The sequence below is a fragment of the Trichocoleus sp. ST-U2 genome, from assembly GCF_039961875.1.
In the GTDB taxonomy this organism is placed as follows: Bacteria; Cyanobacteriota; Cyanobacteriia; order Cyanobacteriales; family FACHB-T130; genus FACHB-T130.
The window spans coordinates 38,867-58,707 of sequence record NZ_JAMPJY010000039.1 but is presented as its reverse complement, the minus strand read 5'-3'; the positions used below and the strand labels follow the sequence as shown (position 1 = coordinate 58,707).

The window sequence follows — 19,841 nt, the reverse complement described above, 5'->3', positions numbered from 1 at the left end:
TTTGACCCATCTTTCCAGCGATCGCCGCCACCCACATGGGGTACTCGGCTTGTGCCTGTTCTAGCTTCTTAAAGACCTTCGGTTTAACAGTAACGCTGACAAGCCGCCCGTCACAATCAATTTCAAATGACTTCCAGCCATTCTCAACCGTTTTTACATCGGCTGGAAATTCGCTGATTTTAATGGTGATTTCAAGCTTTCCTGAAGTTGTCATCTATCCTCCACTGATGCTGTAAGGTGTTGAACCCTGTAGGAAGTGCAGCAAACCCGTGACTTACCCAGAGATGCCGCAAGGGGTTAAACACGAGATTTCGGCGCTCCGAAATGGTTGCCAACTTAGTAACTATACCGAGAGATGCCGTGAGGCGTTAAACACACTCCCGCCGCTCGTTTCCCTGTCCCATCTCCCTGCTAGCGGGCTGGCATTCTCTTTAGAACCAACGTCAACCTCCTAAGAACTTCAGCCAAAATCTTACTTATAAACCTATTCTATCCAGCGCCCTTCTTACCGCTGTCAATTTGTCAGGGCACACATCTGCAAATATGCGCTCGTATCCCTAAATTTCGCCTAGATAAAACAAGCGCTCGCATCCTTTATCAACACGCTTTTTAGCTAAGTAAGGATTTATCATCTGTTTGATCTGCTCAAGAGATGACCTTGAAACTCAATCAGCCTAACTGTTATGGGCACATCAGCTTAATTCCACCCGTACCAGTAGACTAGATGTGCTGGAGATCGACGTTCTCCACATTGCCTTGGGCGTTTCGTGGCAGACCTCGTTACTGACGGTAGAGTGGTCTATCATATTTAGTCTTCCCCACTTAACTGAGCGATCGCGCACGAAGGTAAACTTCTCATAGGTTCCCAGTCGCTTTAGCTTGAATCAGTCTGGATATTTCTGTTCTAAAGCTCCAGTTTTGGCAGGGCGCGGTAGAGAATGGAACTGGATTTAAGCCACTGGCGCATTGAACCAGAACCAAAATTTGCCTTGTTAATATGCCTTAGATGTCCCCAGCCGATGGCGATGTGGACCTTGCGCTTCATTAGTTCCTCATGTTTCCGAATCACTTCGGAATCAACGGCGTAATTGTTGGGCCACGGACAAACTAAAATAAGCCGTTCCTGAGCAAGAGCAAGGACTTCCATCAACACAGCACGGTTGCCAGAGCGGTCTATCACCAGCCGATACTCATAAGGTTTGACGGTAGTTACTGCCCTCTTCTACTATCTCAGGAGCAATTTGTGAGCCGCTACTGACACTTTTCAATTTTTGGAGCTGCTCCAATTGGTACAGAGAACGAGAAAGGAATCGTGCTTCTTAAAATATGCCAATCATCAGAGCAGCCGCCACTGTTGTTCACCAAATATCGGTACCCACTCCCCAGAGTCCAACTTAAAAGCCCAGTACCCTTGCCGTGGGGGATTAGGGATTGAAACCATCACCGCCTCTACCCATTCAATTGTTTGGTCTAAATGCGTACCCGTAATTTGCTGAATCAGGCATTTTTTACCAATAGGTGCAGCGCCATTCTGTCTAGGGGATATTTCCAATAAATCAGGGTTGTCAAGATTATCGCCAACAGGTATCAAGCGAGGATTTTCACTCATGGGAGAGGAGGATGAAATCGCTTCCTCCTCTAAAGCAGGCGGCGGCTGCACAATTTCAGTTTGCACAATTTCAGTTTGCACAACTTCAGTTTGCACAACTTCAGCTTGCACAATTTTAGTTTCTAGCACGGGACCGTTAGAGGTCATTACCACGCCTGGGGTTTCTCTGACCCACCTCTCGATATTGCCCCGATTCTTCGGTATTCGCTGCCACTCAAGACGCTTCACCTTCACCCGCATAAACAACGGCACCCCAAAAGACGGCTCAACAGCTTTTTGCTCCCCGTACCCCTCTTTGGAAGACGGCTCAACAGTTTTTTCTTCCCCGTACCCCTCTTTGGAATCAGATCCGGCTGCTCCCGGATGCCTTTGAGGGGCATCCGGGGCAGACAGTGCACATACAACCTTCATATATGGGGGGGGTGTAGGAATTTCTTGAGAATCCTGTCCAGATGAGGGTTCTGGCTCTTCAATCAGGTTTTCTAATGGCTCAACTAGAAGGATTTCTGCCCCAGTAGAAGTGTTTGAAACTGTCTCTGGTTGGTTTATTTCACACTTTTGATTGTGGAATTTGGGATGCCACAAGTTTAAATAGGATGGCTTATATAAAGTTTTGTGACTAATCGTTACTCCGAAAAGTTGCTTGGTTGTGGCAATCAGGGCTTTAGCTCTTGCTGTGGCAGCCGTGGGCAGGGTATTAGTCGCATCTAGGTGGGAGAGCGCGTTTTTTACCCGCTCTTGGGCTTGGGTGCTACGTTGCTCGTTAATGCGCTCGCCAAACGGTACTGCGTTGTTGGCTGCGCCGGAGCTGGTGTCCTTATTGAATGTGTCAGAGTATGTACGAGACCGCTTTGGATAGCTGCAATAAGGAGAGTAGAAGCTTTCTGCTGCAACGGCCCATTCTCTTGCTCTTTCTCCAATTTCATGTTGATGGGAGCAGTATTGCTGATAACCTGGGGCGTTGATTGCGGTCTTTTCAATGTAGTTTGTGAGTTGTTGACCGCTGAGGGCTAGCCATACAACACCATAAGTGCCAATGTCTTTCAAGAATTCGTTCGTCTGCCCTGAGGCTGTCCAACCTTCGCGAATCCGAGTTTCTAAGTGTCGTTTCCAAACTTCGGCCCTATTCGTTGTGTGGGGGAGGTAGGAGAGTTTTTGACGTTGTTGGGCGGCAGCGATCGCTTCTTTCAACTCGGACATATCCTGCTTTGTGGCGTGCATAGAAGCCACGTCCAGGAAGCGGGAGATGTCGTTGGTGAGGGGTTGGAGGTCAGTGTCCAGCAGGTAGGAGCCTACTTGGAGGGGCAAGCGATGTCCGTTGTAATTGGTGGGTTTTCCTTTGCTGTAGGGTTTGACGTTGGGGAAGATTTCTAGCTGTCCGGCGCTTAGTTGCAATCCTTCATCTAGGAGGGCGAATTTAATGGCACTGGCTAACCCTAGGGTGGGTACTGGCTCTGATAAGAAGAAGTAAATATGTAACCCGCCGCTACTGCTGGACTGGACGGGTAAGTGGCGACATAACCCAATTTTCTCGGCTGTTTGAAGGATTAATTGAAATTTCTCTGGGTCATTGTCGGGGTGGTAGTCGCTGCCTCTATCGATATCGATGAGTGCGTAGCGAGTCTCGCTGCCAAATCGCAATCCTAGGATGATGTTCGGGTCTTTGTACGTTGCCCAGAGATTGCGGGGTTGGAGGGGGTAGCGGTTCTGTGTCGTCCACTGAGGTTTACTCCCCGGCTCTGGCACGGGAGCTGATAGAAAATTCCACGGGTGATTAAAATATTCGCAAAATCTTGCTCCCAGTGGGTCGGCTGGTGGTAAAGGCAGCTTTTTCCTAGAAGCGGCTTTAGAAGCTGATGCAACCATAAAAATACTCCAACGCTTGTGTCGCAAAGCGTGGAGCGAGTTAGAGGCCCCCTAACCCAAGATTTTTTCAATCTATACTGCATAGATTAAAACCTTGGTAAAATGGAACCAGCGGGTTATTCCACTGGTTTTTTGCAGTCAGCACGGTGCAAAGATTAGCTTGGTCGGCGAAAAACTTTTAGCCGTACTGTCTGGTTTGGTGGCTCTACCCGCAACCACTGTTTAATTAAGTTTTTTTTGTCGGGGAGTCTCGAAGCGCATCCGGTGCAGTCAATTGCTCCGATTGTGCGGATAGAACTCCCTTATTTTTTGTCTTTTGCATAACCCTTGTCCTGTGAGTCGAGCAGGGGTTGTTTATTTATTCGTCTGTCATATCAATAGCTCTCCTGCTCTTTGGCACGGTTAAATCCCAGTGGAAATATTGGCATAAACTAATTTTGCCAAAACTTGGCAACTTGGAGTTGTCAGCTAATTTATCTGGATCTAAAATACTTATCTTGAGTTGACAACACCTCTACAACCTTTACAGTGTAAAGGTTATAAAAATTGGGTGTTACAAGATTCTAGAGCAAACGTTGCAGGATTCTAGACCAACTGACAACACTTTTTTTCCGAAAGTCTTCTGCAAGGGTTAGTCAAGAGTCAGACTCTAATGCCTGTCTGAGTTTGGTCATTATCTCTGGAGCCTTCTGCAAGGGTTAGTCAAGAGCCAGACTCTAATGCCTGTCTAAGTTTGGTCATTGTCTCTGGAGTTGCGTTACGCTTACCCTGTTCTATCCGAGAGATCACGCTCTTATCTACACCGGAGTATTTTGCTAACTGACCCATACTCCACTTCATTTCTGTTCTGGCTTCTCGCAGCCAGTTTCCAGAATCACTATTTTTTGGGGCTGGTTGTAACTTCGGAGTCTCAGGCTTAGGTTGAGTTCGTCTTTCTAACCGTGATTGCAATTCTGGAATAGGCGATCGCGGAATAATATCGACTGTCCCTTCTAAGAACTCCGAAAAACCACCGCTGGGAAAATCTAGGGTAACACTCCAGTTTTTAGCTTTATAGAAGTCAAAGCATTTAAGAATACGCTTTTTCAGTCTGCTTCCCTTAACACGATTGCTCAAAGCTGCTTCTATTTCATCTGATGGTATTGTTTCCCTAATAATTGTTTCAATTCTGTGATGTCTGTTCCGACGGATACGATATTCAAGAAGTGTGTAAATTCCAATCGCTAGTTCTCTCCAATATTTGTAAGTATCTAGCTCTATAATCTCTTTGGGAAGGTAACTGATTTGATGACCTGCTTGATTATCATTGACATAAAATAGAGAGAAAACCTTACCAGGTATGACTTCGACAAACAACTCTTTTTCTGGCATAATTTGATACCTAATGTGAGGTACAATCCACATTAAAATGTCATCTAAGCCAGCGCTTTCTATTGCCAAATCACAATTTAGATTTTGTTGACTTCCTCCGCTACCTATATGCCATAATACTTTTACCGATTGTGTTCTAAGAATTTCAAATTGCTGTTTTAGATTTCTTAGTTTAACTTCAATATTTAAATCTGTCCGCTTATTATTAAAACTTTTTAAGATATCCGTTCCTTTGACAATAAAAGAATTTCCTTTAGCTTTTAATGCATACATTAAAAGGATTAAATTTAGCTTAAGAGTGTCCCAGTTGAGAGATTTAATAATGTTCCAGGCTGGATCTCCCTCTAAAATAGTTTCCCTACCAGTTCTTAAATCTGTCCCCACTATTTGAATCTTAACAAGACGCCCCTTACTGAATGACTTAGAATGAATACCTTTTTCTTGCCACTTATGAGGATAAGGAGCAACTCTAAACCATGTACTGTAAGGAGCTGAAGTGGGAAAAGCTTCAAAATCACAATTCTGATACAATCGAGGTTCTGGAACTAAGGTTAAGTTTCCAGGAGCTTTGATACCTAACAGTTTTTCCAATTCCTCTAGTGAAAGTTCGAGAATTCTAAATTTTTGTATAAATTCCCGACTGGTAGCAATCGCACAGACGGCGATTAAACGGTCTTCTGGGGTTGAGTCCTTTTTTAATATACCCCGTTGGAGACGGAAGATTAATTTTGATTCTTCAGGATTTTTGTTGCCTTTTACCCAAGCATCAATTCTACTTAAAATCCATTCAGCTTTCTGTGTCCAAAAATCTTTATCTATAAAATACTCTTCAAGTAATTTCTCTATATTTGCTGTAGCTATGACTGGGTCACACGATAAATTAAGAGAATGAAAATTTATTTTTTTTTCATGTATTGTGGGGTTTATTGTCCACGACAAATATTGGCATGATATTTCAATAAGTAACTGTTTTATTACTATAAGTTTCAAGTTACTTGCTGTGCGTAGCTTTTCGGCATATTGATAAATATAATTTTTGTCTGTCATAGATATTAGGCTGTAGGATTCTATAACAGCATTTTTGCCCAAAGGGGTAAAAAGCGCAACGGGGGAGCGCATCACCCGTTTTCTTCCGGGGGGCAATGTGCCGATAGTACGTTGCTAAGGAAATTTTAAACGTTTGACCAATTTCCGCTACAGTCGGATTCGAGTTAACTACAAAGGGCTTCCCAATGCTGATTTGCTTGGTAGGATACCCAATGTCAATGTAAAATTTTCCTGACGTAAGAAGCGCCCCCAACTGATTCAGTATGTAGGAGTACAACATAACAGGGAAAATGATCGCACTAGAATTTATGTTTAGAAATGGTCACGTTTAACGGCTAGCGTCACCGGCTGCCGATGGGTTGAACTCCGTACCAAGGGGTTTGTAAGTCTGATACACGCGGTTGTTAGATGGAACTTATTTTGAGTTACTTAGCAAAATTGGTGATAGCGCAGTTACTGCTTCTGTCATGATGGTATCGATGATCTGACCTAATGCACCAAGCCAACTCCCTGACCTGCAAGGAAAGGTAACTTATCGATTTGTCCTATTGCTTCAAGTGTCGGCACAAAGCTGGTAAACCGATGAAGCCGAACTTGCTCACCTGCCAACTTCATTGTTCCAATAGCTAGAGGTCACAAAAGCGGTCGCCCTCGCCAGCTAGATGCCTCCTTGCTCAACATGGCTAAACTGGTCATGAGCGACTCGAACAATTCGGTTACTCAAATCTGTCGGACTTTGTGATTTTCTCGATATGATGAGGCGGCGTAGATTAAAGTGACTTGCCATCAGGAAACCTGGAGCGGTCAGTTGGCGCTTGAGCTTTGTTCTCCTCCAATCCGGAATACGTTGGAATAATGGCTTTTTGAGCCACTTGCGAAAAGGAGAAGATTGAGCGATAGCGATCGCTCAATCCCGGACATGAATCACACAAAGCTTTCCCCCTGAATGGCTCTTCGTGTATAAGCGGGTGCTCCCAGCTTCGAGAGTGTATTGGCGACGGGTGGTGGGTGATGCCAGTCCTAATTTTGTACAACTTTTTTATTCGCCGTACAACTTTTTCACAGAATAACTTTTTTATTCGTCCACATTGGCTTGAATGCACAGCATGACGGACAATTGGGAGTATTATCGAGAAGGGTTGTTCTAATAAATTTATGCCCCGGATTGTCTCTTGGGACACCTCTGAGTTGATACTGACCGAGCCGCTGCCTCTGACGCTTCACCCAGCAGCGGTGTACCTTTCTCTTTTGGCTCCCGGCTCTCGACCGACGATGCGCCAGTCCCTCGATGCGATCGCGTCTCTGCTCACGAACGGTCAGTGCGACGCGATGACGCTCAATTGGGCGGCGTTGCGCTATCAGCACGCGGCAGCGGTGCAGGGAGCGTTACTGGCCTCGCGAAAGCCGGAGACGGTCAGAAAGATGATGTGTGCCTTGAGACGGGTACTTAAAGAAGCGCTGCGGCTGGATTTGATGGATGCGACTGCTTATGCCAAGGCAATTGATTTACCTCAGATTCGGAGCAATCCGGAACTCAGGGGCCGTGCCTTAAGCGAGGATGAAATCGCGGCGTTATTTGAGGCGTGCCATAATGATTCGACGCCTGCGGGTGTTAGAGATGCGGCTTTGATTGCAATTCTTCGGGTGGGGTTGCGTCGGGCTGAGGTGGTGTTTTTAGAATTAAAAGATTTTAAGGCGAGTACGGGGGAAGTGAAGGTACGGGGGGGTAAAGGCGGGAAAAACCGCACGGTGTATCTTCCAAGCGATGCTATTGCACTGGTGGAAGATTGGTTGAAGGTCAGGGGACGATCTCCGGGTGCGCTGTTGTGTCCTACTTGGAAACAGGGTCGCATCCATATCAGACCGCTGACGCCCCAAGCAGTGCTGATGATTCTTCGCAAACGGGCAGAAGAAGCCGAGGTAGATACGTTTTCTCCTCACGATTTTCGGCGGACGTTTTGCTCGGATTTATTGGATGCGGGAGTTGATATTGTGACGGTGGCTGCTTTGGCGGGACACTCTTCGCCGGAGGTGGTGGCTAAATATGACCGTCGGGGAGAGGAAACTAAACGAAAAGCTGTGGAGAAGTTATCAATTCCTAGCAAAGGTCGAACTACCAAATAGCCCAGTACTATGGCAGGCTCCCACGCTTTACGAGGCGTATGTCGGGAGTTCCTCACCCGCTGCGAGAATGCATTTGTTCGAGATACATCAGTTATCAGATGCGTCATCATCGTCATCTAGCATGAGGACATAATCAGCCATCTGTTTAGCGTAATGAAGGACTCTAGGCACTTCCAAGAAGTCTTCATATTGCAAAACTCCATGACGGGATTCGTGAGCGATCGCAGCTAAGTCTAGTAAGTTATCCTTGTCATCCTCTTGATAGTAGCCTATGGCAATCTCCACAAGAGAAGGATGTACCCAAGGTTTCCCAGGCTGCTCTATCCTAGATAAATCTTTGGGAATGTCACTCATCGTCGAAGACTTATTACCAAGACTAAAAAATACACGGTCATTGTCTAGATTTTTGAATAGACCAGTAATAAATCCAGATACTTTTTCCCCATCCATCCCAAACCACTCTGATGTTTCATCCCCAGAGCGCAGCCGGATAACACGCAGTCCAGCGAATTCCTCAAAAACGGGTTTGTCTCGCTCGGCAAACGATAATCCCTTGACTGAAATTTGTGTGTCCTGTAGCCACGTCCATTGCTGACGGATATTCTGAGCTAAACAGTACAGTAATGTCGGCTTGCCCCTTAACTCTTTCTTGTTGAGAGTCTCCTGAATAAATGTTCGGATTTTAGCTTTACCTTTATCGTCATTGGTAAAGCCTTCTCCCTCCTTGTTTATGCGGGTCAAGGCTTCATCATAGGGTATCCATGATTCTAGACCGGGAAAAATAGCACTAATTTCAGCAGTCACAGAAGACATTTTGACAATGACGGGAATTACTTGGGGTTTCCCATCACCGCTAGTTTCGGAAGTTCGATTGACTAGCCATAGTCCTATTTCATTGATAGGGGTATCTTTGTTTACCTTGGGAAGTGTTATGTGAGATGGAGCCATTCGCACTCCTAAAGAGCGCAACAGGTCGATCAAGCTACAGATAGCTTTTTGGCAATAATTTTTTTGTTCGGGAGTAATAAATTGGCTGACAAGTCCCTCATCAGCAAAACCAAGACGAATAGAACTTTTGGGGTCTCCCCAAGGTGCTAGCAAAGATTTTTTTTCATTTTCTTTACCCTCTTTATCTTTTTCTACAAATTTCCAATAATTTTTCTCATAAAGTTCAAACCAAACTCCCACTTTTCCAAGTAGTTTAGATTTAACAGGCTGCACAAGAGCAGCTATCTCATCCCTTCGCTTCTTTATAGCTATTCCTCGCTCTGTACTGTTCGGTTTGGATTCCGGAGATAAATCTAGGCGCTGTGCTAAGCCAGCAACTTCATGTACGCAGATAGCCACTGTTAAACCTTCCGGAAAGGAGTAACTTCCCGGTGCTGCCTCAGGCAACCCTAAGCAGTATTTTATAGCTTTGAGACGTTCTACCAGATTCTCTTCATTGATGTACCAAATCCAAATTATTAAATGTTCGCCAACGGATGAACGAATTGCACGCCGCAATGCTGCTTGTTCGCTACTACGTTCTTCATAAAACTGCTCCAGCCTCAACTGAAAAGCTTTTTCCGTTTCTTCTAGATTTGGTTGCCAGCTAAGATGCTCTAACTCCTGTTTTTTCAAGAGTCCTTCGCGACGCAACTGGTAATCTGATTCTGACTCTCTTTTTTTCTTAACACATTTTTTCAGTTCGGTTTCCTGTTTGCGTAACAGTCTTTTTTTTCTGGCTGCAAATTGCTTATCAGTTTCGGCTTTTTTCCTGAGAATAGGCTCGTCAAAATTATTTTCTGGCTTTTTCAAGTCAAAGAACTGACTTGACTGCTTGTTTGTCTTATAATCTTTACGTTGACAATCTATTGGTTGCCAATAATCCTTTAATACATCAGCTATTTTGCTTAAGAGTTGGTGAGTATTAACTGTAGGTAATCCTTTAGATACTTTATGCTTGGGTTTCATCCCTTCTTTATAGGTAATGCCAATGTTAGGATTACCTATTAAAGCTTCAGAAGAATTAGCCAATATTTGTTGCGGAGTCACCGAAAGAATGTCTAATTTTTTCAGCAATATAGCTAAGTTTTCATCCCAGTCGGCTACACCGTTCTTTAATACCATCCGGCAAGAGAGGAAATATTCTGTCAACTCATCAGGATTTAGTGCTTGTCCCCAATTCAGTTTGGCACGGATGTAAGCATTACTGCCGTGACTCTTTGACAATTTAGAATCCTTGATACTGAGCCAGCGCCTAATGCTTGGCTTAACATCTAGTCGGGGGTAATGTAAATTAGGCTCCTGCACCATCCTCAATTTTAAAACTATTGAATAATAGTAACTTTGTCCGTCTTCTGTGTAATTTAATGGCTGCCAAGATATTAACTCGGCTCCTTGTCCACTTGATGGTATAGTTCGGTAAAATTGAATTTTTTTGCCATCCACTTCAAACTCTAGTCCTGGTTTGGTTAGTTCTGTCGCTAGAATGTGAGGCAACAAAATAAAGTCATTGCCAGAGAGGTTAGCAGTTCCATTTGGATGAGTCAAAAAATGATTTTTATAGGATACCTCTCTCTTTTCCCAAACCAATTTGTCAGCAGACAGATAACTCATTGCCAATTGTCGTTCCTGAGCAGTGATGCCAATTTTCCTTCTATTGCAAGGTTCGTCGGGAAGTTCTGTATCTATCCAATAAGACAAGATTGCTGACAAATATTTTTGGGGTAGTTGGTGAGGACTGTATAACCAAAACTCTTCTGGTTTGGGTGATACTTTGCCAATGTGAATTAAACCAGGAACTAGTCTTAATCCTTTATAAAGGGACTTGACAGGAAGAGCTGTTTTATCAATTGGTGTCTTATCCCTTTTGGCTGTAATCCGTCTGATGACTTCCTTTGCTTCTTCAGGGAAATTCATCACATAAAATCCTTGCAGGGGTAAGTCAGATTTTAATCTGAAAGCGCATAAACGAATTTTTAGATATACCATAAGGGATAACCTATCAGTAATTAGAGATTGACTTGGGGTAAACCAGAAAGGTTTTTAGTTTTTGCGATCGCATGATAAAAAGGACGGTAGAGAGATTGCACTACCAAGCGATCGGGTAGGGGAATTTGCGGGTCATTTTCAAAATAAGGACGCAGTAAATTTACAATCCCCACAATGACACTGCTGGCAGCAATATCTTCTTTACCATCTTGGTTTCTAGCGGTATTTATCCCAAACTTGGCGTCACACCAAAAAACTTGTGCATTGGCATTGCCACGAATCAGACGCCCTATTACCTGCCAAAGAGAAACAAGAATATCCCAATGCACAGCCTTTCGATCCTCTTCGGGTAGAGTCCTTAATTTCAGCGAGAGGTGCAGCAGGTGAAGCCATTGACGATACGCAGCGTCGCGAAACTCCTTACCTAGTTTCTTTAATGTTTCCCCTGTTGCCGTTTTATAATTGTCGATCGCCCAACGGTTGATGGAGTGAATCGCATAAGATAAATCGTCAGGAACAGGGTGAGGTAAAACTAGAAAGTAAGCCGCTCCAATTACCGCGATTCCATTCTCATCAACAATATTATGCCCTCGCTCAAATGCTTTGATTGGACTAATCAGAATTGCTTCAGGTCTTGTAGCAAAATCCGGCGAACGCCCCCGTTGCAACAACTTATAATTCTCTGGGTTGTCGTCCCAAATTTCCGAGTCTTCATCATCCGGAGAAAGAGCTACGATATTATCTTCCCATCCTAAATTTTTTAGGCAATCATAAACCCACCTAACTTGTTTATAGCTATTAACCATTAATGAGATTTTTCTACCCTTCAATTCTTTGATATTGTCATTTAGATAGTCTTCTTTTACTAAATTGGTAACAATTTGTTCTAGGTTACGACGCTTATTATCTCCAGCTCCCGACACAGAGATAGGGTTTTGATGCTTATCAGAAAATTTTAAAAACTTTGAGGTTATGACTATTTCCTCTGATGTATCTGGTACAAGCACTCCAAAAACAGGTATATCAACATGGTATGCAGGGGATTTTCCCGCCCAACTTGTTCCCGACATTAGCAATAGGTGCGGACTGGCAATATTATCTCCTTTGAATAATTCATCAAAATGCAGTAACAACCAACGTCCAACGCCCGTGCAGCGGAAAAACTGTAAGCTGCCTAATGACTCTCTGTAGGATTTGTGGTACTGAAACGCCAATTGATTCCCCATTGGCATTGCTGGAATAACCGCATTAAAGTCTGGTGGGGGAGCATCAAACCACATTGAATCTGATGTATCCAGATTGAGGATTCCTTGCACCTGTCGCCATTTGCTCATCATAAAGGAGAGCTTGCTTTGCAGAACACAAACTAGCAAGGCAAACTCTAGTTTGACGGCAATTTCCTTGATTTTTTCCGGGGACAAGGCAACAGTTGCAGTTTGCTGAACCCATTGCTGAATAGCTGCACGTTTTTTGTCTTTTTTCGCCAACGGAAATAAGGGATTATGCTCGTTGTCTAAATTTCTGATGTATGGCTCAAACGTACCCTTCATTAAGGCATCGCATTGTTGAGATTGTTCTGCATTATTATCCGGGTCTGTTATTGTTAGTAACGTAGCGACCTCTCGCAACAATAGCCAGTCCGTAAAATAATGCTTGGAGTCTCGCCATTTAGCTAAGTCATTTTCATTGCTCAATAGGTGGTATATTTTATCGGCTGTTCCGTTGGCTATACGGCAAGCGTCCCACCAATCTGAGACAATCTCATTCTCAAGAAGTATTGACTTTTCATGCTTCAATTTGGCTTCAACATAATCGTGAAGCTTGTTCAACCAAGCATCTCTAGCAGGTCTGCACAATGTCTTATCAGGGCTAAATGCTTTATCCAGATAGGCTTGGTGTTGGTCAACTTCATCCACGATGACCAAATCGCTGCGCCTACAAACCAATTCAAAATACAGGATGCTCTCTCGGTTTATTGCTCGTGGAACCCTGCTATAAACTAAGCTTCCTGGTGTGGCAATCCAGATAGAAGCGTTAACTGGATCGCAGTCTTTTTTATGAGAGGGACATACACCGTAAGCTGGACAAGCTTTGTTCTTGGATGATGGCTCTGATTCTTCTTCATTGTTTGTCTCTATAGGTTCCAAGTTAAAACATGGCTGCGTACCAATTTCAAATGATGTAGTCATCTCAGGCTTAACTGAAGGTGTCAATAGGCAAGTATTACTCAGCCATTGGAACCCCGGATGGTCTTGGTTAAAAGCTTCATTTGGATGAGAGTTGTAAACGGCTTTGTGTAATCTATTTAAGTGGCTGGCTTTGTTGGAACTCCCCAAAATAGGAGCCACGTCAGTAATTCCAACTTCGGCAAACATCTTAGTCAACTCAAAGATTTGTAGCACATCCGCTACTACCAGCGTGACGTGCAATTTCTTACGCCACGCATAGACTGCCAAAACTTTCATTAAGTTGGACTTGCCGGATGACACCATCCCTACTAAATGCAGTATTCTATTGATGGTTAAAGTCTTAGCTTCAACTAATTCTTGGGTGTCATTAAATACCTGTAACTTGACTTTACTAAAACGGCTTACCCACTCCGGGTTTAGTCCCCTATTACGCCTTTGCTCATCCATCCATTCGGCTGTTTTCTTAAGTTCAGCCCAAGATACTGGTAGCGGATTCCTCAGTTGCACACCAGCTACATTGTGACTTGGTGGACGTTGAAAATTAGCAATCAGAGGCGATATTGCAACGGTTTCCTTTTTTCCTTTTACTTCGCACTTATAATTTCCAGCTTTTGCCCAGGCAAGCGCCTTTCTTTGTGATAACTCTACTGACTTATTTAAGGCATCGTTATAAATCTGGAATCGGTGATTGGCAACTGTAATATTGGTTCGCCTTAGATATTCCCAAGATTCCCCTTCTTCATAAACTTCATACCCACGAATATCTGACGGAAAGTATCGATAACGCTGTAGGGCTTCTTTCCAGATAAATGGACTATCGAAGTGTGGCAAGAGATGACGAGCGATCGCCAACATTCGATACTGATTTTCCGTCCAATTTTGGCATTCTGGATGCGAGGAAGGATAACCAGTCAGTAGAACCCACAGACTGTCAGCATTAGCGTCAGGAACCAAGACGCTCAACAAGTACAGCCCTAACTCGACCTCACATAAATCTTTATCTAAATCATCTTTAAGAGATGCATACCATTGAGCAGTATTTCTCATTTTTAAATTCCTAGTTTTTTGATAACTTTCTGTACAAATGAGCCTTCAAACATTACCTGAGATTTCTTGAGCGGCACGGTACAGTAACCCCTGAATTCTTGAATGTACTCCTGACCATAACTTTTCAGTTCATCAGGAAAGACAAAAAAGGATTCATCGTAGGGCTGATGCTTGAGTTTACGAATAGGCTGATTGACTTTTTTTGCTAAGTTATATGCAGATTCCCAAAACTTTACGTCAACTGCCCAGACTGTTCCATCTGGAAAAACTAAATGTAAGTCATATTGGTCGAGTTCTGGATATAACTTAACTTCTAGTAGGTTTAACTGTTTTAATCTCTCTTCTAGCCTGAGTTCTGCTTTCCCAGGACGATGAATAAAATATCGCAAATCCTTCTTAAGCCAGAAGATTTCATCATACTGATTATCGGCTAAAGGGACAGGATTCTTTTTTTCTTTATCACAATGTTTATTTTCACACTTTAATTCATCATGTTTGGTCAGATACATTAGACCACCACAATGACCGCAACAGTAAAATTTTTCACCTAACTTGTAAGACTCTGGAGCTTTTTCATAGCTATTTATCAGAAGGTCTTGCACTGGCTTAAAATCTACTGCACTATCAACAAAGATTTGTCCCTTTGTTACTACAGGGTTTTCAATAAAATACTTCCTAAAACTCGTATATAGTTCAGGGTTTTGTGCAGCTTTAGTCATTACCTCATTAATCACTTTCTTTTGGAAATTCCCCCATTCATCGAAGTATTCCCCTGCTGTTTCAATACAAAACCCGCTTGGTTTCTGGTCTTCTATCAGTTTCTTATCGAGCCATTCTTCAGGGCAAGGAATTTCTATATCCCAATCTTTTAAGGGGAGCTGTGCCCATCTGGAAACAAAATCAGGAACTCCTTGTATCGGTTGACGCACTCCCGCTATTAAACAAGCAAGTGCCAGCTTCTCTACCCCTAATTGCAAGGCAGCCGGATATGCCCAGAGGCTTTTGGGGATTTGCTGTTCATACTCACATAAACCCTTGGCTATCTGTTGCAGCGTATCCTCTCCTAGCAGACTCCCGTTTTCAAGCGTTTGGACTTCCTCGCTACCCGTAACTAATGAAGTCATGTCGTACCTTCTGTGTCCTGTTGGCGTCCTCATAGCCTTAATCTTTCCCGCCGCCTCCCAACGCCTGAGAGTATCCACGCTAACCCCAAGGCGCTCCGATGCTTCTTTCGGACTAACAAACTCTGAAATTGGTTTTCCCTCAACTCTGCTCCTATACTATATTTGCATATCTAGATTTGCATAGATATTTATCCGAAAATTTGTTAAGTAGTTTGGCGGCATTGGGTGTTGTTCACCTAGATGGCTCTCTTCTAGAAACGTGACCCCCCAGGACGAATGCCAGCGCGACGCTTGTCTTCCACCGGCGACGCTCAAAGTGGCTATGTGTCTCAAAGAAAAAATTCCCCGTCATGTTTAGCGCGATCGCCTCTTTCCATCAACCCCAACCAGCGAAGCGAGAACACATCCTGTAGACAGCCTAATCCGCCTCCAAGACAAGTAAATAACAGTGATTGTGACCTCTGAATGGACAATACCGACTGAAATCAGGCGAGAATCAAGGGTTGTCTCACTCAGGTCATGTAGAGGGAACGCAGTGTCAGTCAATGCCGATAAACCCCACTTGTGGAAGCCAGATATCGCCCAGTCAGTAGACTTCTACAACAGTTGGTTCATGCAGTTCGCTCCCACCGCATACCGCGATACTCGCATTGCCACCACTATCTCTGTCGAATCCGCCTTAGCCCGGACAGCTAATCTCACCAACATCACACCCGCTGTGTTACGGCAACATCCAGAAGTTCTGCCCATCCTACGCATGGCGACAGCACCGCCTATCGCCCGCGATCGCCTGATTGGTCTAGCGGGAGTTCCGCCCAACCTTGTCAAAAACATGGAAGAGAAACAGCGAATTCCACCCCGGATGAGCAGTACATTAGTTGATGCTGAACTTCATAAAATTAGTCAAATCATTGCAAGACTGGCAGACAAAGACATCTTTTCATGGTTGGACACGGGGCAGGAACCGACCGATACACAAGTTCACCGAGCAGCGACAATTGTTGCAGATCGTCTATGTGGTGCGCTTGCTGACCCCATTGTTCGCAATGCCCAAGAGCGCAGACAGCTGGCTACAATTAGGCAGTGGCTGGAACAGCATGGCTATTCATACATTAGGGGAGGAGCTGGGTTAAGCTTTCAGACGATGCAGCCTGGAACTTTCTCGTTTCGCCTCAATATTCCGGTGAGCTTACAGGGAGGCATTAAACAGGTTAATATCCCGATTGACACTGTAATTAAGCCGCTTCAGTCCAGCCCTAGTGACTTACCGTTACTGATTGAAGCAAAATCCGCTGGGGACTATACCAATCCCAACAAGCGACGCAAAGAAGAAGCCATTAAAGTCGCTCAATTAAGACTCAACTACGGCAATAATATTCGTTTTATTCTGTTCCTTTGCGGTTACTTTGATAGTGGCTATTTGGGCTATGAAGCAGCTGAAGGAATTGACTGGGTGTGGGAACATCGCATTGATGACTTGGCGTTGTTTGGAGTGTAAAACATAAGCGGAATGTCAACGACTGAATTAACACGAGCATTGCTAAATAAGCAACTTGATTCTGCCAAAACCCAAACTGAGCGAAATCAGCTTGGTCAGTTTGCCACATCAACGGCACTGGCAACAGACATTCTGGAATATGCCAGAGGGCTATTACCATCAAACTTCAAGATTCGTTTTCTTGACCCGGCTTTTGGTACTGGTTCTTTCTACTCCGCATTATTGCAGCGATTTTCGTTATCACAAATTGTTTCGGCAGTAGGTTACGAAATTGATCCGCACTACGGGGATGAAGCGATTAAGCTTTGGGGTGACACGCCGCTACAACTCTCTATCGCTGACTTCACCCAAGCTAAACCTCCCAACTGTGACGAAGCTCTAGCTAACTTGCTCATTTGCAACCCGCCGTATGTCCGACATCATCATTTGACCAAGCTTGAGAAGCTGCGGCTCAAAAGGGCAACGGAGCAGACATCCGGTATAAAGCTGAGCGGGTTAGCCGGACTCTACTGCCACTTCCTCTGTCTTTCAGATCCCTGGATGGCTTCTGATGCTCTGGCTGGGTGGCTAATCCCCAGCGGGTTTATGGATGTGAATTATGGACAGCAAGTAAAAGAGTACCTGCTCAATCGCGTTACCTTGCTGCGCGTTCATCGTTTTTATCCTGATGATGTGCAGTTTGAAGATGCACTGGTGTCTAGTGCAGTTGTTTGGTTCAGGAAGGCTTTGCCACCAGTAAATCATGCTGTTGAGTTCACTTATGGCGGGAGTCTGACAGCACCAAAAGTGAGAGAGTTGGTTTCAGTGGAGGTGCTACGCCATACGGTCAAGTGGACTAGGTTTGGGCTGGGGTATAGTAACAGGAATTCCAATAGTCAGCAGTTGAAGCTTAAGGACACCGCCTCTACTGAGGGAATGCCGCTTTCCCCTGATGGCAGAAATTCCGAATTTCTGCCGTTGAAATTGTCAGATTTATTCACGATTAAACGGGGTTTGGCGACTGGAGCTAACCATTTCTTCGTGCTGACACCAGAGCAAGTTTCTACTCACCAACTGCCTCTTGAGTTCTTAAAGCCGATTCTGCCGAGTCCCCGGTTTTTATCAGTTGATGAGATTGAAGCTGATAGTGTTGGTAATCCCATGAAGGAAAGCAAGCTATTCCTGCTGACGTGCAACTTGCCTTTATACGAGGTGAAAGCCAAGTATCCGTCGCTTTGGAAATATTTCCAGATGGGAGTAGAGAATGGAATTAGCGATCGCTACCTGTGCAAGCATCGCTCCCCTTGGTACTTGCAGGAAAAGCGTCCGCCTTCCCCTTTCCTCTGCACCTATATGGGGCGTCAGAACACCAGCAGAGGTAGACCCTTCCGATTTATCCTGAATCACTCAATGGCGACGGCAACCAATGTCTACTTGATGTTGTATCCGAAACCAGCTCTGGAGAAGGCACTCTTGAAGAAGCCTGAGTTGCTACGGTTGGTGTGGCAGGCTCTCAATCAGATGGATGATGAGACACTGATGGGTGAGGGTCGAGTGTATGGGGGTGGACTGCATAAGCTGGAGCCGAAGGAACTGGGTAACGCGATCGCAGAGAAATTTCTTGAGATTTTACCAAGTTTAAGCTATGTAGCAAATCCACTGTCGGAGCCGTTACTGTAGTTGGAGTTCATTCATCGTCTTTTTCCTCCCTACTGAGTCACTCCAGTTGCTCCACATACTCCTCCAGAAGTAGTTCAGGAATCAGCCTGATGACGTTTTCCCCATCTCAGAATTTCCATGCCTTATGGATACCAATGCCCACTCAAACACAAGGGTTGATTTCTGTCCCTCTCGTAAGTTGTGGCGCGGGCGTCGTATTCCACTGAAAATTGACTTGGCAGCTTTCTCGCGAGAGCCATGACTAGAGTTCCGTGGCTACTAGGCTGGTTGGTAACGGGATACCAAACCCCAAGGTATTATACCAGCTCAAAGCTTTCCTCGCCCGTGGTGCGGCAACGTAGAGTTCTATGGTTGCCCAATGTTGATGAGGGGACGCGGGTTGGGCGCTTTTTCTGTGATTTTAAACTCCTAACCCCTGGTTGCCATACTGAGAAAGCAGACCCGAATTCAAGCTTAAATAGGTACTCGCATAGCTGAGCAGTACCTATTTCTTCCGATGACGAGCATCCGAACCTTGACCTAGACATTCAAGCCGCCCACCCGATGGAACCAACCCAACAATCAGGCTCTCAATCAAACATTCCACGTGGGGCGTAATCAGAATATGGATGTTGGGTATTCTGAACTTGAGAGGTAGTGACTTACTCTCAAGCACGATGCAGAGACACCCAATTATAAGCAGAGAGATATTGAAAGTGAAAATTGAAGTAATTGACGAGAAATCCCCACATTTACAAACTGTCATAGCACTGGGGGATGCCAATAAAAAGACTCTTGGCTTTCTTGGTCATACTGCTTTTATTGATCATGCGAGACGCGGGAATATATTTGTAGCTCTCGATTCTTAAGCGGAGTGCATCGGCTATGTGTTATATCGGTATGCCCAAAAATTCAATCGCCATAGCTTAGTTCATCTGTGTGTCGCTCCAGCACACCGCCGTAAAGGGGTAGCCAAATTCCTTATTGATTACCTTAAACAAGTAGCCAAAGAATCTAATGGGATTGGGTTACATTGCCGTCGGGATTTTAAATATGCAAAAATGTGGTCTCGGCTAGGTTTTGTTGCCAAACATGAGAAAAAAGGAAGGAGTAAGGATGGAAAGCGACTCACATATTGGTGGTTCGACAACGGTCATAAAAACCTATTTTCGACTGCTTCTACACAGAAACTTGAATCAAAACTTTGTGTAGTTATTGATACCAAAATATTTTATGAAGTTTATACAGACAAAGAAAGTAATTTTCCCGGATTGGAGAAGAACTTGGATCAGGCGCTAACTGAGCGATCTACGTCTTCTGATGACTTGTCAGTTTAGCCCACCCCCAAGTTT

At 44.4% G+C, this 19,841-nt stretch carries 12 protein-coding genes; 4 read left to right on the top strand and 8 right to left on the bottom strand.

Features of this window, described 5'->3' with window-relative positions; translation table 11 throughout:
- The 5 genes from NC996_RS21480 to NC996_RS21460 form a co-directional block, all read right to left on the bottom strand.
- A partial coding sequence (locus NC996_RS21480; protein WP_190686677.1) for a fertility inhibition FinO-like protein occupies positions 1-214 on the bottom strand: 214 nt, incomplete at its 3' end.
- 690 nt (positions 215-904) lie between these two features.
- Complete coding sequence (locus NC996_RS21475; RefSeq protein ID WP_190430003.1) at positions 905-1,180, bottom strand: hypothetical protein; 276 nt, start codon at positions 1,178-1,180, stop codon at positions 905-907.
- 156 nt (positions 1,181-1,336) lie between these two features.
- Positions 1,337-3,475 (bottom strand): hypothetical protein, encoded by a 2,139-nt coding sequence (locus tag NC996_RS21470; RefSeq protein WP_190686674.1) that lies wholly within the window; start codon positions 3,473-3,475, stop codon positions 1,337-1,339.
- A 702-nt stretch (positions 3,476-4,177) separates the two neighbouring features.
- Positions 4,178-5,965: a helix-turn-helix transcriptional regulator gene (locus NC996_RS21465; RefSeq protein WP_348260020.1), complete on the bottom strand. Its 1,788-nt coding sequence runs from the start codon at positions 5,963-5,965 to the stop codon at positions 4,178-4,180.
- A gap of 417 nt (positions 5,966-6,382) precedes the next feature.
- Entirely contained in the window at positions 6,383-6,508 is a 126-nt protein-coding gene (locus tag NC996_RS21460; RefSeq protein WP_277879755.1) for a hypothetical protein, read from the bottom strand.
- Positions 6,509-7,048: 540 nt separating this feature from the next.
- Here NC996_RS21460 and NC996_RS21455 point away from each other — a divergent pair.
- Positions 7,049-8,017 carry a site-specific integrase gene (locus tag NC996_RS21455; protein ID WP_190686669.1) on the top strand — a complete coding sequence of 323 codons (969 nt, stop codon included), beginning with the start codon at positions 7,049-7,051 and terminating at the stop codon, positions 8,015-8,017.
- 87 nt (positions 8,018-8,104) lie between these two features.
- Here the strand turns inward: NC996_RS21455 and NC996_RS21450 are convergent, their stop codons facing one another.
- Genes NC996_RS21450 through NC996_RS21440 form a run of 3 tightly spaced genes read right to left on the bottom strand, consistent with a single transcriptional unit; the run spans position 8,105 to position 15,482 of the window.
- The gene (locus NC996_RS21450) at positions 8,105-10,993 is read right to left on the bottom strand and encodes a DUF3962 domain-containing protein (protein WP_190686666.1); all 2,889 of its coding nucleotides are present in this window, start codon (positions 10,991-10,993) and stop codon (positions 8,105-8,107) included.
- Between the two features lie 20 nt (positions 10,994-11,013).
- Positions 11,014-14,229 (bottom strand): hypothetical protein, encoded by a 3,216-nt coding sequence (locus NC996_RS21445; protein WP_190686664.1) that lies wholly within the window; start codon positions 14,227-14,229, stop codon positions 11,014-11,016.
- Positions 14,230-14,231: 2 nt separating this feature from the next.
- Positions 14,232-15,482, bottom strand: coding sequence for a MerR family DNA-binding transcriptional regulator (locus NC996_RS21440; RefSeq protein WP_347277791.1), 1,251 nt, complete (start codon positions 15,480-15,482; stop codon positions 14,232-14,234).
- Positions 15,483-15,888: 406 nt separating this feature from the next.
- Here NC996_RS21440 and NC996_RS21435 point away from each other — a divergent pair, with 406 nt between their 5' ends.
- From NC996_RS21435 to NC996_RS21425, 3 genes are all read left to right on the top strand, one after another.
- Positions 15,889-16,851, top strand: coding sequence for a XamI family restriction endonuclease (locus NC996_RS21435; RefSeq protein WP_190686658.1), 963 nt, complete (start codon positions 15,889-15,891; stop codon positions 16,849-16,851).
- A 12-nt stretch (positions 16,852-16,863) separates the two neighbouring features.
- On the top strand, positions 16,864-18,510 hold the full coding sequence (locus tag NC996_RS21430; protein ID WP_190686655.1) for an SAM-dependent DNA methyltransferase: 1,647 nt from the start codon (positions 16,864-16,866) through the stop codon (positions 18,508-18,510).
- Positions 18,511-19,367: 857 nt separating this feature from the next.
- Entirely contained in the window at positions 19,368-19,826 is a 459-nt protein-coding gene (locus NC996_RS21425; protein WP_339380364.1) for a GNAT family N-acetyltransferase, read from the top strand.
- The last annotated feature ends 15 nt before the right edge of the window (positions 19,827-19,841 follow it).